At 31.2% G+C, this 15,053-nt stretch carries 12 protein-coding genes; 4 read left to right on the forward strand and 8 right to left on the reverse strand.

Annotated features, from left to right (window positions below; genetic code table 11):
- Window position 1 precedes the first annotated feature (1 nt).
- Both MTQ00_RS02675 and MTQ00_RS02680 read right to left on the reverse strand, forming a co-directional pair.
- The gene (locus tag MTQ00_RS02675; RefSeq protein ID WP_273647628.1) at window positions 2-1,516 is read right to left on the reverse strand and encodes a hypothetical protein; all 1,515 of its coding nucleotides are present in this window, start codon (window positions 1,514-1,516) and stop codon (window positions 2-4) included.
- A 686-nt stretch (window positions 1,517-2,202) separates the two neighbouring features.
- Entirely contained in the window at window positions 2,203-2,835 is a 633-nt protein-coding gene (locus MTQ00_RS02680; RefSeq protein ID WP_273647629.1) for an NAD(P)H-dependent oxidoreductase, read from the reverse strand.
- Window positions 2,836-3,014: 179 nt separating this feature from the next.
- On the opposite strand from MTQ00_RS02680, the gene MTQ00_RS02685 reads away from it, so the two are divergent.
- Entirely contained in the window at window positions 3,015-3,401 is a 387-nt protein-coding gene (locus MTQ00_RS02685) for a winged helix-turn-helix transcriptional regulator (protein ID WP_273647630.1), read from the forward strand.
- A gap of 117 nt (window positions 3,402-3,518) precedes the next feature.
- Here the strand turns inward: MTQ00_RS02685 and MTQ00_RS02690 are convergent, their stop codons facing one another.
- The 5 genes from MTQ00_RS02690 to MTQ00_RS02710 form a co-directional block, all read right to left on the reverse strand.
- Entirely contained in the window at window positions 3,519-4,724 is a 1,206-nt protein-coding gene (locus tag MTQ00_RS02690) for a hypothetical protein (protein WP_273647631.1), read from the reverse strand.
- Window positions 4,725-4,729: 5 nt separating this feature from the next.
- Complete coding sequence (locus MTQ00_RS02695; RefSeq protein WP_273647632.1) at window positions 4,730-5,770, reverse strand: nucleoid-associated protein; 1,041 nt, start codon at window positions 5,768-5,770, stop codon at window positions 4,730-4,732.
- A 379-nt stretch (window positions 5,771-6,149) separates the two neighbouring features.
- Window positions 6,150-7,283, reverse strand: a complete 1,134-nt coding sequence (locus MTQ00_RS02700) for an HNH endonuclease (RefSeq protein WP_273647633.1) — start codon at window positions 7,281-7,283, stop codon at window positions 6,150-6,152.
- Entirely contained in the window at window positions 7,261-7,467 is a 207-nt protein-coding gene (locus MTQ00_RS02705; protein ID WP_273647634.1) for a hypothetical protein, read from the reverse strand. Before MTQ00_RS02705 ends, MTQ00_RS02700 begins: the two co-directional genes overlap by 23 nt.
- A 56-nt stretch (window positions 7,468-7,523) precedes the next feature.
- Entirely contained in the window at window positions 7,524-9,494 is a 1,971-nt protein-coding gene (locus tag MTQ00_RS02710) for a hypothetical protein (RefSeq protein ID WP_273647635.1), read from the reverse strand.
- Between the two features lie 167 nt (window positions 9,495-9,661).
- On the opposite strand from MTQ00_RS02710, the gene MTQ00_RS02715 reads away from it, so the two are divergent.
- Window positions 9,662-10,030 (forward strand): helix-turn-helix domain-containing protein, encoded by a 369-nt coding sequence (locus MTQ00_RS02715; RefSeq protein ID WP_273647636.1) that lies wholly within the window; start codon window positions 9,662-9,664, stop codon window positions 10,028-10,030.
- A 98-nt stretch (window positions 10,031-10,128) separates the two neighbouring features.
- Here the strand turns inward: MTQ00_RS02715 and MTQ00_RS02720 are convergent, their stop codons facing one another.
- On the reverse strand, window positions 10,129-10,569 hold the full coding sequence (locus MTQ00_RS02720; protein WP_273647637.1) for a hypothetical protein: 441 nt from the start codon (window positions 10,567-10,569) through the stop codon (window positions 10,129-10,131).
- Between the two features lie 253 nt (window positions 10,570-10,822).
- Between MTQ00_RS02720 and MTQ00_RS02725 the strand changes: the two genes are divergently transcribed.
- Complete coding sequence (locus tag MTQ00_RS02725; protein WP_273647638.1) at window positions 10,823-12,079, forward strand: alkaline phosphatase family protein; 1,257 nt, start codon at window positions 10,823-10,825, stop codon at window positions 12,077-12,079.
- Window positions 12,080-12,090: 11 nt separating this feature from the next.
- Window positions 12,091-15,048 carry a SusC/RagA family TonB-linked outer membrane protein gene (locus MTQ00_RS02730; protein ID WP_273647639.1) on the forward strand — a complete coding sequence of 986 codons (2,958 nt, stop codon included), beginning with the start codon at window positions 12,091-12,093 and terminating at the stop codon, window positions 15,046-15,048.
- Window positions 15,049-15,053 lie beyond the last annotated feature (5 nt).

The following is a 15,053-nucleotide window of genomic DNA, read 5'->3' on the forward strand; positions in this document are numbered from 1 at the left end:
CTTAGCTTTTATATAGTCTTAATTCAAAAATGTACTTACTAAGGGATAATTCAACAGATTTATTACCATTTTTCCATTTCACAGTAGCATTTTCTTTATCCTGATTGTTTAGAATAGGCTTTCCTAGTTTTTGCATTAGAAAAGCAAAGAGCCAGTCAAATTTTGATTTATATAATTTTTGTGTATCAATATTAGGAGTAGTTCGAGATTCTTCTACACTGTCAAAATGTGATTTAATACCCCATTGGAATTCTATCAGCTCAATTGATTTTTCTCTCGTTGTATAATAATACATCGTTGTCAGATGAATAAATGGGTTTTCTTTTTTTCGATAAATTCTAGGAGTTTCTATATCTTTTCCATCAAGTATATAATGAGAGATTTTGTGACTTTGGGTTAGGTCTCTTGCATTTTCCTTTTGCTCAATATCATCAATTTGATTTAAAGATAAAGTATTTAAATTAGAATAGAAGTAATCGAAATTTGTTTCAACCCACTCCTTTGTCTGGTCTTCACCCATAATAGGTTCCTTATAAGAATTTTTGAATGAAGTTACATTGATGTGATTTTTGTTAATTTCAATAATCCCAAAATTATTTTTACCCTTAATAGAAAACTGAATAGTTTGATATTGATTGTTTTGTATTGGGTTTCTTGTATCGTAATACCATTTGAAGGGACGTAGATCAGATTTAAGATCAAGAATTGGTGTTAACTTTTTATTCTCCACTATTCCGATTTTTGTTGAAATACCATCGTTAAATAAATGATAAAATTTATTGTTTGCTATAAAAGAGGTTGCTATCGAATATTTAGATTTAACATCAGTAGTATCAATATATATAATTTCACCTCCTTTCATTGAGTTGCTCCCTTCTCTGAAATAACGTTCTGCTAATACTGCTTTTTTGTAATCGTAAGCTTCTTTACTTATTTCTAATTTTTTAGGATCTGATATTTTAAGGATGAATTTACTTGTCGTTAAATAATAAGCATTATCAAATTTGTTGATCACGGGATTTGTTGCTGCTATTTCATATTGTTTATGAGTTAAATTATCTTTGAACCAAGTTACTCCACCCCATTCTCCGAAGTCGCGAGTATATACTGTATATTCTTTATCTTCATATACCAGATCAATTCCTTTTTTAGTTTCAATCCATTTTTTATTTTTTTCATCAAGATAAAAAGTATGGTGATTATAATATTCTGTGGTAAAGATGGAATCATTTTTTATATATAAATCATAATAATAGGTTTGGAGCTTTTCAGGAACACTTATTTTAGAATTAACTTTTCCTTCCTCATCTAAAATATAAAAGTTGTGATTCGAACCAGAACTGAATTTATCATTATCAGTCTGAAAATAACAATAATACTTTGAATTATGTTTTAACCAGGGGCCAGGACTTCCAGGAATATCAATTTCTATTGTTTCGTAGTCAATTTTTAATTCTTGTGGATGACAAGATTGCATAAAAAATATGAAAATAAAAATTTGGAAAATGTTTTTCATAGATCTGCTTGTAATGATGCTAACTTACAATAAATTTTGAAATTAATTTGTATTCTGCTTACCGAAAATATGTTATTTTCTAGTGTCTTGGCGATTAATCAGACTATATCATTTTATCAACATATTTACAATTGATCTCGATACATTTTTCTCCTGAACTACTTTCGCAGGATTACATCCTGTATTTCGAAAAACACTCGATTTGATGGGAGACTACTATTTGTAGAATATAAGGAAAAAGGCAACGTCACTTCGAGTAGATTTTGAAAAAATCGTATCGAGAAGTTTCTTTTTTTGTCGTAATAAAATTAATGGAGTTTTTGTTAAACGCGAAGGCACAATTATTTTACCATCTGTATGTTGTTAAAGTGCGAGAAACCCAGTATTTTATATGATTACTAATTACAATTCAATTGTATTCTACCCATTTATGTCATTCCGTAGGAATCTAAACCCTAGTTTTTATAAGGGTGTGCTGAGATTCCTACGGAATGTCAATATTGAGTATTAGTGTATATACGGTATAGCTTAGTAAATATGATTATTGAAGCCAAAAGAATTTCGTTCCATAAAATTCTAGGTAAACGTTATATCCTCTTTGCCGAAAATCTTTGATTTTCTTGCGCCTTAAAAACAGCAGCATATTAAAAAATCTTTGCGTCTTTGCGATTAACCAAATCCAGTTATTAATGAATCTCAATAAATAACTCCTCATTGGATCTCCTTACTTTTTTCAGGTTTACCAGCCAGTCATTCTCTTCATCCCTGTATCCCAATGCTAAAAGAACCGTACTCTTTAATCCCTGTTCACGAAGATTAAGAATCTCATCATACGCTTCACTGTCGAATCCTTCCAGAGGAGTGGCATCTACTTTCAGATCGGCTGCGGCAAGAAGGCCAAATCCTAATGCGAGGTAAGCTTGATGGGCAGCACCTACAAAATGCTGGTCTTTACTTCTTTTTTCCAGAATGCCGAGAAGCTTTAAACGGTAGTCATCGGTGGCACTGGAAGGCAGGTTGCGTTCTTTATTACTAAATTCGAAAAAGGTGTTTACTCTTTCCGGAGTGTACTCATCCCATGCTGCAAAAACCAGCAGGTGAGAAGCCTGAAGAATCTGTTTTTGTTCCCATGATACGGGATATAACTTTTCTTTTAATTCCTGATTGGTGATCACCAAAACCTTAAAAGGCTGTAGACCGGAACTTGAAGGCGACATCCGGATTGCTTCCAGGATCTGCTCAATCTTTTCATTTTCTACTGTTTTACCATTATAGCTTTTAGTGGCAAATCTCCATTGTAATGTTTCTTGTAATGACATAATGTTGAGTATTTTTTATTAAAAATTGTTGAGGTTTTTATCTCATTTTGATGGAACAAAGTTAGGGCGTTTTGGTTTCCAAAACACACCTATTACCCATTGGTAACCAGTTACAAAAAAGTAACCAGGTGACTTTTAATACAAATAATTCCGTAATTTTAAAGTCTAATTTTCGGGGTATGAAAAAAGATAAAATTGAGATCTCAATAAAATGCCAAAACCACATCCGTGGCGTACGTGATACGATGTATCTGCTGGATGGGAAATGGAAAACGCTCATCATAAGCCATTTGTACTATATAGGAAAAATGCGGTTTATGGATTTGAAAAGACAGGTAGAAGGCATCGCGTCAAAAACCCTTTCCAAGGAATTAAAAGAACTGGAAATGAATAACCTGATCAAAAGAACTCAGAATAATACCATGCCCGTTTCCGTAGATTATGAACTGACCTATTTTGGAGAAAGTCTCCATACGATTATTGATACGATGGGTGAGTGGGGGATGAAGTATAGGAAGGACTTGTTGCAGAAGGGGAGTGAGGTGGTTGCTGAAGTTGTGGATTGAGTCGGAAAGGCGGGCAACGAGCGTGACGCTCGCGCCAGCGGGGGGTGATGCCTATGTCAGCAAGGGGGAATTTTAAATAGTTGTAATTTCATGCTTTAATTTCGAAATAGAAAGTCATTACAAATATTTTGTTGAACTAAATAGTCTTATAATTAAAATAGAAATAGCTAAACCTATTGATATTCCCCAATTGCATATTTGAAGTATTTTTAGTCTTTTTTCTTGTCGACATATCTCAGCTTCTGTCTTTTCGTAAGAAGTATTAATTAATTCAGATAAATTTTCAAGATCTTTTTCATCTTCAAATTCTGTGGATTTTGAGCGCTTATAATTTATTTTATAGTTGTTTAAATTATCTGATATTATTTCTATTGCATTTTTTTGATTTTTGATAAAAACTGAAATAATATAAGAAAAGAGAAAAGCAGAAATTATTATTAGTATGTTCTTAAAAGATAATGGTTTTGAATAATCTATTTGGGATGTTCCCAGGACAAAAGCTGCCGGAATTGCTATTAATTTTGATTGTGAATCATTAATTATGGCGCGGATGTTCTTAGAATATTCTAAAACAGAATTATCTAATTCCAGTTTAATTTTATTGAATGAAAAATTTGATAGGTAATATTCAAAACTTGTATTGCATCTTTCATAAAATTCACCGAAATATAATATAAGTTCATTCAGTCTTTCTGTTTTATTTATGTTATTAAGAAAATCAATTAATTCTTTTAAATATATTGTCCTTTTCTCTTTATAAGAATCAATATCCTCTATATATTGATTTATTAAATTAATATTTTTATGTTCTAAATATTCCTCATAAAAAATACTATCTATGGGTATTTCAATAAAGGAATTATCCTGTACTAAAAATAAAGTTCTAATATGATCTTCTGAAACAAATTTTGACTTGTTGGTTAATCGATCAATAAGCGTTGTTAAAGTTTTATACTTTTCGATATCTTCATTACTAGAAGATGATCCATCCAAATATCTTAGCTGAGAAATATAAAATTCGTTGGGAATTTCAAAGCGATTGTCAATTACAAAATCATGTAGTGAAAGGTAGAAACCAATTTTTTCTAATTCTGCTATTACAAATTCTATTGAAATTGATTGATTTTTAAAATTTAATAAATCACCAATATTAATAATTTTACTGTCATTTGACTTAATTTCTTCAATAAATTCTCCATTATATAGATCTTCTATGGTTCCAATATTTTCAACTTTAATCTCTAAAATGTAAATAAAATTATCTGAATTAACTTCAGATATTTTTCCTTTTAGTTTTAAGAATTGTTGCAATAAGCTTTCCATTAATGCTAAAATTGGGATATTAATTCTTCAGGTAAGTTTGAAATTGTTATTGTTCTTTTATCTTTGCTAAGTTTAATTGATGTATTAAGTAATCTTTTGTTGAACTTCAGAGTGAAGTCTACACTTTGATAATCTATATATTTTAATGTTCGCAAAGTTTTGCTGTCGTATTTAATAACCTCACTATTTCCAAAATTTTCGTGGGAAGCATAAGTTGCAAAATCGTCAGGATTTTCTTCATCAAATAAAAAAGAAATATGAGATAATAAAATTTCTTTTTTTTGCTTGTTGCAATCTTGACAATAGTCTAAAATTTTACCTTTTAAATCTTTAGCTATTTTATCATTTATCTCCTTTTCTTTAATATAACTATTTATAGTATTTAAAAGTATTGTTGAGGATTCTGTTGCTGTCGTTTTATCTTCACACCCAATGAAGTTTTGAAAATAATCTGAGATTTTTTTCTTACCTCTTATAAATGTTAAATAAGTTTTAATTTCGTTTCCTGGATTTTTAGAAAGCTCCCATCTTGACAAATTTATTATAGCGGCTAGATCCATTTTATTTAGTTCTAGATTTTGAATTTCTTGAATAGCCAAAGCAATTTCACTTAAATTATAACCTTCCTTATTATCTATTGAAAGAACCAGTATATATCTTTCATCATTATTATCTGTAATTTTGAAATCAGCAAATATCAAAAAGCCTCCTGTAGCAGGGGCTGATGTTTCAATGGTTCTTTTATAATATTCCATTGACTCAACCGAAAATTGCATAAAGTCAATTTTATTGTCTTTATAATTTATAATTGCTTGTTGAAAACCATTATGAGATGATACATCTTCAAATACTCCATGTGTTGGGACTGATCTTTTGCTAATAGATTCACGAACATCATAAATAAATTTTCTTTCAGGATCTCCTACTTTTATTTCTTTTAAAGCTAACTTAAGTGTAGATTTTTTATCTCCAGCTGCCTTGTTAATCTTATGGATTACAATATTTTTTAAGTTTACATTATGGCCTTTTTCTTTTAATTTTGTCATTGAGTTGGTTATAGTTTTTAAAGTGTTATTAGTAATTCTTTTTATATTTCTAATTGTAGCTTTTTATAAAATTAATAAAATATTTGTTTATAAAATACGGATTTCCATAATAAGTTTATTGAATACCACTGTAATTAGATGAAAAAAATAGAAATGAGTAATTCTTTTTTTATAATTGAAGGAATTATAAAATAGTTAACATACTAACGAATACCCTTGCATTCTTAGAGTTATTAGTGCTTCCATAATGAATTATATTGTGCTTTGTATAAATATCGTAGCAATTTAGTTTTATGTTTAATTCCCACTGAAAAATAAATGGTTGGCATATTATCTTAATGCATAATAAATAAGACTAATTGAATAAACTTTTTTAACTTTAAAATAATCCTATTTGTCTTCCAATATCTTTTTTATATTTTGCTAAAGGTTCATTTATTTCCAAATTGTTAAACATTATAGTTCCGAAAATATCTTTTTTAATTTCTAAACATGATTTTCCAGTAATTTTAGAAATTTCTTGAATTGCAGAGTCAGAATATATCTGCCTTTTTTTAATTAAGTGCATAGATTGATATTTGTGAAATCTATACCTACCCCGTATTTTAAAAATATCTAAAAAGTTTTGTGACTTTTTATCTAATGTTGTTGCAATTTCCGGACGTACACTAAAGTCATCTAAATCATTTGTTTTGGTTATTTTTTCTTGTATAGAGGTGCTCGAAGCTTTAAAATATAATTTGAATTCAATATGATTGTGTAAATCAAATTGTCTGCTAGTAGGTGAAATATATTTTAAATATTCTCCAATTTCATATTGCTTTTCCTTTTTAAACTTAGAATTACAAGAAGAACAAGATGGAACTAAATTGTACAAACTCAAAGCTATATATGGATATTTTCCTTTTGGAACAAAATGATCTAAAGTGAAATGATTTTTAAAAGCTTTTATTTTATTTTGTAAGTTATTTATTAGTATTATTGTTTTTTTTCCAATTCCTTTAATGATTGATATGTCTTCTACTTTTGTGATGGTATTTAATTCTAAATATTTATATATCAAATCTCCCCTTTCAGGACCTATATATTTTTTAAGTTCTGCTAGAGTACCATTTACTAAGAAATCTAAATTATTTTCGTATTCACCAATATCTTCGAAGGTATTTATAAATTCTATATTACAGTAATAACATGTTTTCATATTCATCTCAATTGTATGATTCATAAAAAAAGATGCTATATGAGATTGATAACTATCGTATTCAAATTGTTCAAGAAATTTTTTTTTCTCTATATATGATAAAATAGGTAACAGATTTTTCTCTATAATATCTAAATGATTGAGGATATCATCAAAAGTAAATAAGAGTAAGGTTCTAAATGTTATCCTGGGAAAGGTGAGTGGTAATTTGTTTAATATATAATTAATGTAAGCCTCATTATGTTTTGGAATAATATCATAATACTCGTTTTCGAAAGAAATTATGTCATCAGGATATTCTATTTTGTTCATCTCTTTTGATTTTTAACTCATTAATTTTTTTTTCCATATCTAATATTTCTATATCTATTTTTGAATATAATTTATTTTCAATATCATTAATGTGATTTTTGAGCGTGTTTTTTAAATAATCTTCTCCTATTATATTTATTATTCCATTCCACAAAGTCTTATTGATTTCATATATTAATTTCATGTATTCAAATCTGCCTTCATTATTTTTTACATTATCAAGTATTCGATGAAACTTAACTATTTTTTTATTTTATTCAGTGCGAAATTTCCTTTTGTATGTTCCATGAAAAAGCCACTGGTTAACATCTCATGAGTGTTTGCCGCAAATGTTTGTTTTGCCTCTTGTTTAGAAATTGCTTTCTTAGATTTATCTAAGGTTAAAAATAGAATATTTTCCTTGGAAATATCTGAAAGAATGAAAGGAGAGTGGGTAATAAAGACAATATTGATATTTGGAATACAATCAAAGTATCGATCTTCAAAATCAATTTTCCGAATATAATCTAATAGATCTTTTATGAAAGTTCTTTGTAACTCTGGATGATAATATAATTCTATTTCATCTAAAATAATATTGAAATTCTTATAAATAATTAGTTCATCTTCTTTATGATTTTTATTTACTGATAAAAGATTTCTTATATGATAAACTATAGAGTTTAAACTATAAATTTTTTGTTTCTCACCTGAACTTAGATTAGAAAAATTATTATTTTCATTTTCCTGATCAAAATAAAGTTCGATTTTAAAAAATGATGGAGGAATGTATTCTATTAAATCCACAAAATCTTTTGATTCAAAATATGAGTTAATTTTTCCTTCTAAATCTTTTATACTAAATACTTTTTCATTCTGTAAGATTTGATCATCTAAATAATTTTGATGATGATAAAAATTTAAGGCTTGTTTAACTTTTAAAGAAATATGGCTTCTATCTTGAAAAAGATCTTTAATGAGTTCATTTTCAAGCTCGTGATTTATGAATTCCTTATCCTCTATGCTAATATATTTTTTGAAAGTAGGATATCTTTCTACAATATTTGTGATTTTTTTTAGAATATATTCAAGAGTCTTTTTGTAGATATCACCTGTTTTTAGTAAAAAAGAAGAATAATTAATTTCATCCAAATTTGGAGTAGGATGAGAAAAAAAATAAGTGTAAAGTTTTGGAAAAAATTGTTCGCTAAACTTCTTCCAATATATTGGCGTATCAGGCAGTTTTTTTTCAACAAAACTTAATTTAATGCGTTCAATTTCCTTTCCTTGTGCAATTCTTTTATTATTAACATCTTTCGCCAAAATTATAGCTAATAGTCTTGAGCGGACCAAATAATTTTCAGTATTTATATCAATATTTCCCTTGTCTCTATAAGGATTTAATACAATTGGAGTTTGATACGAGTCATTTTTATGGAAAAGTTTCTCCATCCATAGTCCAGACTCTTCTGAATTTAAACCGTATAATGAGTAATTTATTACGAGATTATAAAAAATACTTTTTGAAATTTTTTTGAAATCATTTTCGTCCTTGATTTCAATTTTTTCAGATATAGTAATAGATTCATTTTCTGACGAATAGATAATTAGTATACATTTATCTCCGTTCAATTGCAGAGAAAGAAGATTATTATCTAATTCATAAAAAATTTCAATATTTATATTTTCTGTGTTTTTGTCATAGACTTTTTCGTCAAGTTTGATAGTTAATTTCTGATTGATTATTTCTCTTATATTTCTATATTGAAAATTAAGTTCTTTTTCAATATTGTCAACATATTGAATCACATCTTCATCTTTTCTAAGTGTTTTTGCTAAAAGTTCGAGTTGACTTGCAAGTTTATTATCGTCATATAGAAAGCTATCCTCACTGTCTTGTTTTGTGAGTTTAATAATATTAGTTATCCTTGAAATTTTATAGAAAGTAACGTATAATAATTCTATTAAACTACTTTTCCCACTTCCATTTTTACCAACAATTGCCGAGATATTAAAATTTAATTTTTTGATATCACCATTTTTATGTTTAATATATTCACTATAAAGGTCTAATGATGTGTTTTTATTTTTTGTTATTTTTAGATTGGGAGGATTTTCAATTGCGAAATCATAAATATTACTAAACTTATAAAAGTGATTTGTTTTTAAATTTTTCTGAAAAATATTATGTTCAGTAGGTAATGGTCGTATAGCTATTAATTTAAAACTCATATTTTAAAATTGAAAGACATAGATAGAAAAAAAATACAGAAATTTAGCTATTAAAATGCAAATTGAATATTTTAGTGAAAAATTCTTATTAATTATTAACTTTCCTCGGGATTTGTGTCCTAAAAGCCTATTTTTCTCTATATTTGTACAAAGCACAACAAACCACTATGGAAAAGCTAAGAAGTCTAAGAAAGCAGAGAGGGTACACTCAAGAGTACATGTCAAAAATCTTATCAACGGATGTTTCCAACTATTCACGGAAGGAAAGTGGAGATGTCAAAATATTTGAGGATGAGTGGGAGAAATTAGCGAAAGCGTTAGAAGTTCCTGTAGACGAAATTAAAGAAGAAAGATCCGCCCGTGTCGTAAACAATGATAACCTTGTTTTTAACGATCAGTCAGCAAATAATAATTTTAATCAATATTATAATATTCCTGAGTATATCTTAGAAAACCAACAGGAATACATCAATCTTCTTAAAGAGCAGATCGAAGCTTTAAAAGAAGAAAATAAAAGATTAAAATCTGGGAAATAAATCAATTGCAAAAATAGATAAACAATATTTATACTGCCTCCATGAGGCGGTATTTTTTATATCTATAATAATAGTTTTGAAGAAAGAATGTAAATGAATTACGATAGTCTATTATCCATCCCATACAATATAGCAGCTCCTGATTTTTTAATTGTAATCTGATTGAGAGCTTTCCGAAATTCATCAATTGCATTGGGCTCTGCCAGTATTTCAAACTGGATTTTAGATTGAGCTTTTATTCGGAGTTCCGCTTCTGTTGCCATTTTTATTTGTATTCCAATATGAGAAAGTGAATGGGCTGGATAAAGGTTTATTGAAAAATAAGAATACTTTGAATCTTTAACACCTAATTCGAAAGAAATTGATTTTTCATTTTTTGGGAAATCAGTTAACTGTTCAGCAAATAGATTGATTGATTCAATATTTGCATATACATCTGTTGATCCTGAAAAATAGGTGCCTGACCCTTTAATTTTGAGTTCGATCAGTTCTTCATCAACATAAATTATTTTAAGTTCTAAATATGATTTTAAATTCAATTTAATAAAGGTGTATTTCAGTTTTTTAAGAATCCAAATATAAGAAATTAATCAAAGTATCTAGATTTTAACCATTTTATAGTCCCATAATTTATGTAGAGCTTTTAAAAACATTTTTAATAGATTTTTTCAAAGTACTGTTGTTAATATAAAAGATTTTAATGAAAGTTAATATATTATTTAAACTTGTTAACGGTTTGTTAAAAGATAGTCTGTATTTTTTATAGAATTTTGCCCCAATAAAAAATGTAGCATGAACCTTTTCAAAACTTCCCTTTTTATTCTTCTTTCTTTCACCGGTATTAGCGGGCAAGCACAGAAACATTCGCCACAAAAAAAAGTAGTTTTTATTATTGTAGATGGTATCGCTGAAGATATGCTGGACAAGTCTGAAATTCCCAATCTTAAAAAGATCAAAAAAGACGGTGCACTGCTGAAAGCGTATGTAGGAGGAGAAAAAGGAGGGTATAGTGAAACACCAACGATTTCAGCAGTAGGATACAATAGTTTGCTGACAGGAACCTGGGTGAATAAGCATCATGTTTTTGATAACGATATTAAAGATCCTAATTATAGCTATCCAACCATTTTCAGGCTTTTTAAAGATCAGTATCCCGGCAAAAAGACAGCTGTATTTTCAACCTGGGAAGACAACCGCACGAAACTGATCGGTGAAGGTCTGGCGGCTACAGGAAAAATAAAAATGGATTTTTCTTATGATGGGTTGGAAAAGGATACATTGAAATTTCCGCACGACAAACAAAGCGGATATATCCGTAAGATCGATAGCCTGGTGGCAGGAAAAGCAGCAAGCTATATTAAAGAAAATGCCCCTGATTTGTCTTGGGTATACCTGGAATTTTCTGATGATATGGGACATCGCCACGGAGATGGAGATATTTTGTATAAGGCAATCTCCTTCGAGGACAGGCTGATCGGAAAAATATATGATGTCGTAAAAGAGCGTGAGGCAAAGCATGGAGAGGATTGGTTATTCATCGTTACAACGGATCATGGAAGATCTGCCAGTAACGGAAAAGGGCATGGCGGGCAAAGTGATAGAGAACGGGATACCTGGATTGCAATCAATAAACCCAATATTAACGCATATGCCAAAAATAATCGTGTTGCCATTACAGATATCCTCCCTACGATGACAGATTTTCTCAGTATAAAAGTACCTGAGAATGTTCAACAGGAAATAGACGGAATCGATTTGATCAAAAACAGAGCAGTAAGCCAGCTGAATGCCTCTTTGTTATCTGACAGAACATTGGAAGTAACGTGGAAAGTAGTAACACCCACGAAGGAATCTGCGGAGGTGTATGTGACCACTACCAATAATTTCAAAACCGGTGGTAAAGACTATTACCAGTTGTTGGGACAGGCAGATCTGAGCAGCGGTAAGTTTATATCAAAACAAAAACTCGATCATTCCAATATCTACAAGATTGTTCTGAAAACCAAAGAAGGCTTTCTGAATACGTGGATCACTCAACAAAATAAATAAGGAATCTACTTATGAAATTACATCTTTTAATCGGCCTGGGCTTAGTCACAGGCCTGGAAGTCTATGGCCAGAACGTACAGAAAATAGATGGCGCCGATACCATAAAGACCCATGAGAAAAAGATCGATGAGGTTGTTATTACAGCACTTGGGATCAAAAAAGACAAAAAAACGTTGGGATATGCAGTACAGGAGGTGAAAGGCGATGTGTTTGAAAAAGCAAAGGAACCGAATTTCATCAATTCCCTTTCCGGAAGGGTAGCCGGATTGAATGTTAAGAACAGTACGGATCTTTTTCAAGATCCGGGAATCAGCCTGAGGGGTGCCAAGCCGCTTATTGTTATTGACGGTGTTCCAGACAGGACCGCTGATTTGTGGAGGATCAATGCGGATGATATCGATAATATCAGTGTATTGAAAGGACCTACAGCTTCTGCTTTGTACGGATCAGTGGGAAAGGACGGAGCGATTATGATCACTACCAAGAAAGGAAAGAAAGGAAGAATGAGTATTTCATTTAATAATTCCACCATGTTTCAGACTTCTTTTATCCGTATTCCTAAAGTGCAGACAACATACGGGGGAGGAAATAACGGGAAATATGCCTATATAGACGGAAGTGGTTCCGGAAGTGAAGGTGGCGGATGGATCTGGGGTCCTAAGCTAGACCAGAAAGATCCTACAACACCCAGTGGATATTATGAAACTCCGCAATACAATAGTCCGATTGATCCTGCAACCGGAAAACCGATACCCTTACCATGGATTTCCCGTGGAAAGAATAATATTAAAAATTTCTTTGATACCGGCGTTATCCAGTCCAATAACCTGAGTGTGGACTGGGGAAGTGAAAAAGCAACTTTCAGACTTTCCCTTTCTAATATTTATCAGAAGGGAATCGTTCCGAATACCGATCTGAAAACTACGTCAATCAGTCTGGCAGGATCCGTAAATCCTATTGAAAAGCTTACGATTAATTCTACTTTAACCTATAATAAAGAATATACCTCCAACTTCCCGGAAGTAGGATACGGACCTACGAACTATCTTTATAATCTGGTATTATGGACCGGTGCCGATGTAGATGTAAGAGACCTGAGAAATTACTGGGTAGCCGGAAAAGAAGGATACCAGCAAAGACATTACAATGTTTCTTACTACAACAATCCTTATTTTCAGGCGTATGAATACCTGAGACCTTACTATAAGGATAATGTAATGGGAAATGTAAACCTAGAATACCAGATCATTCCCAAATTATCAGCTAAAGCCCGAGTGGGGACAAATGTGTATGCCCTGAACCGCGAATATAGAGAGCCTAAAAGCTATATAGGGTATGGAAATAAGTCATTAGGAAACTATACGCAGATTAACGGAAATTATTTTGATATTACTTCAGAACTGGGACTTAAATACCAGAACCGCTTTTCAGAAAACTTCTCATTAACCGGTGAAGGATATGTGTCTAATTTTTACAGGGAACAGAAAAATAGTGAGATCCGTACTGATGGATTGGTAAGCCCGGGATGGTATAATCTTTTTAACAGTATAGGACCACTATTTGCTCCAAAAGCAGGAAACCGGAAAGAATTTGAACAGATCAACAGTGTATACGGGTACGTAGATATGGAAATTTACAAAGCATTTTTCCTGAATATGACTGCCCGATATGACAAAGTATCCACACTTCCGAAAGGAAATAACGGGTATTTCTATCCGTCTGTTTCCGGATCAGTATTACTTAACCAACTGGTAACGCTTCCGGATTGGATCAGTTTTGCCAAACTTCGCGGATCATTGGCGCAGGTTTCCAACGGTAAGCTGGCTAACGATACGTATGGTTATATCTCTGCATTTGAAAAAAGTGATATCAGCTGGAACGGACAATCAACATTTGTTTTCGGGGATGTATTGATCGACAGTAATATAAAGCCTGAAACATCAAACTCCTGGGAGATAGGAACGAACATTTCATTTCTAAAAAACAGAATTAATTTAGACGTTGCTTATTACCAAACCCGGGATTATAATAATCTGGCGAGTATTCCTCTGTCTGAGGGAGTAGGATATAAAACGTACCTAACCAACGGAAATGTATTTCAAAGAAAAGGGGTAGAGTTTACCCTGAATGCGGATGTCATTAAGAAATCGGATTTCAGATGGAGTACACAGCTGAATTTGAGCCACTACCGGAAGTATTTAAAAGAAGCTTATGGCGGTAAAGATTATACAACAATCTATAATGCTGCCAACGGAAGGAACAATTTCATTCGGGTAGGAGAGAGAGCTGATAAACTGACTGCCATGCCTTATGAAACTTCACCGGACGGGCAATTGGTCCTTCAAAACGGATATCCCGTGAATTCCACAGCACCCTTTGAAAGCAATATGGGATATTCTGATCCGGACTGGACTTATGGTTTATCCAATAATTTCAGTTACAAGAACTTCTCACTTTCCTTATTATTTGATGGCCGACTTGGAGGAACCATGTATTCCACTACCAATCAGAAAATGTGGTGGGGAGGGATTGCCCCGGGAACAGTTAATCAGTATAGGGATGATGCCAATGCCGGAAACAATACTTACATAGCACCGGGTGTAAGAGTGGTAAGCGGCTCTATAACGTACGACCAGAATGGTAATATAAAATCCGATACCCGCGTTTTTGTTCCCAATGATGTTGCTGTAAACTACAATGCTTATATGCAGAGTACCAGCAATGCTTTTGAAAGCAATTACCATTATTATAAGCAAACCTTTATCAAATTGAGAGAGATCACGGTTACTTATAATTTTGAAAAATCTTTTGCTGAAAAATTAGGAGTATCATCAGCGAGTGTTTCGTTAATCGGTAGAAACCTTTGGCTGGCTTCAAAGATTAAAAATGTAGATCCCGATTCTGGTGTCGACCAGCTTCAGACTCCTGCAACAAGAAGTTTTGGAGTTAATCTCAATGTAAAATTCTAATGATA

Source organism: Chryseobacterium sp. B21-037 (assembly GCF_028570785.1).
In the GTDB taxonomy this organism is placed as follows: domain Bacteria; phylum Bacteroidota; class Bacteroidia; order Flavobacteriales; family Weeksellaceae; genus Chryseobacterium; species Chryseobacterium proteolyticum.

What these genes read in the sequence shown, in the direction of transcription:
- MTQ00_RS02700 (WP_273647633.1), bottom strand. Translation starts at nt 7,283, where the DNA reads ATGAACAAAATAGAATATCCTGATGACATAATTTCTTTCGAAAACGAG.
- MTQ00_RS02725 (WP_273647638.1), top strand. Translation starts at nt 10,823, where the DNA reads ATGAACCTTTTCAAAACTTCCCTTTTTATTCTTCTTTCTTTCACCGGT.
- MTQ00_RS02715 (WP_273647636.1), top strand. Translation starts at nt 9,662, where the DNA reads ATGGAAAAGCTAAGAAGTCTAAGAAAGCAGAGAGGGTACACTCAAGAG.
- MTQ00_RS02695 (WP_273647632.1), bottom strand. Translation starts at nt 5,770, where the DNA reads ATGACAAAATTAAAAGAAAAAGGCCATAATGTAAACTTAAAAAATATT.
- MTQ00_RS02675 (WP_273647628.1), bottom strand. Translation starts at nt 1,516, where the DNA reads ATGAAAAACATTTTCCAAATTTTTATTTTCATATTTTTTATGCAATCT.
- MTQ00_RS02680 (WP_273647629.1), bottom strand. Translation starts at nt 2,835, where the DNA reads ATGTCATTACAAGAAACATTACAATGGAGATTTGCCACTAAAAGCTAT.
- MTQ00_RS02685 (WP_273647630.1), top strand. Translation starts at nt 3,015, where the DNA reads ATGAAAAAAGATAAAATTGAGATCTCAATAAAATGCCAAAACCACATC.
- MTQ00_RS02730 (WP_273647639.1), top strand. Translation starts at nt 12,091, where the DNA reads ATGAAATTACATCTTTTAATCGGCCTGGGCTTAGTCACAGGCCTGGAA.
- MTQ00_RS02705 (WP_273647634.1), bottom strand. Translation starts at nt 7,467, where the DNA reads ATGAAATTAATATATGAAATCAATAAGACTTTGTGGAATGGAATAATA.
- MTQ00_RS02690 (WP_273647631.1), bottom strand. Translation starts at nt 4,724, where the DNA reads ATGGAAAGCTTATTGCAACAATTCTTAAAACTAAAAGGAAAAATATCT.
- MTQ00_RS02710 (WP_273647635.1), bottom strand. Translation starts at nt 9,494, where the DNA reads ATGAGTTTTAAATTAATAGCTATACGACCATTACCTACTGAACATAAT.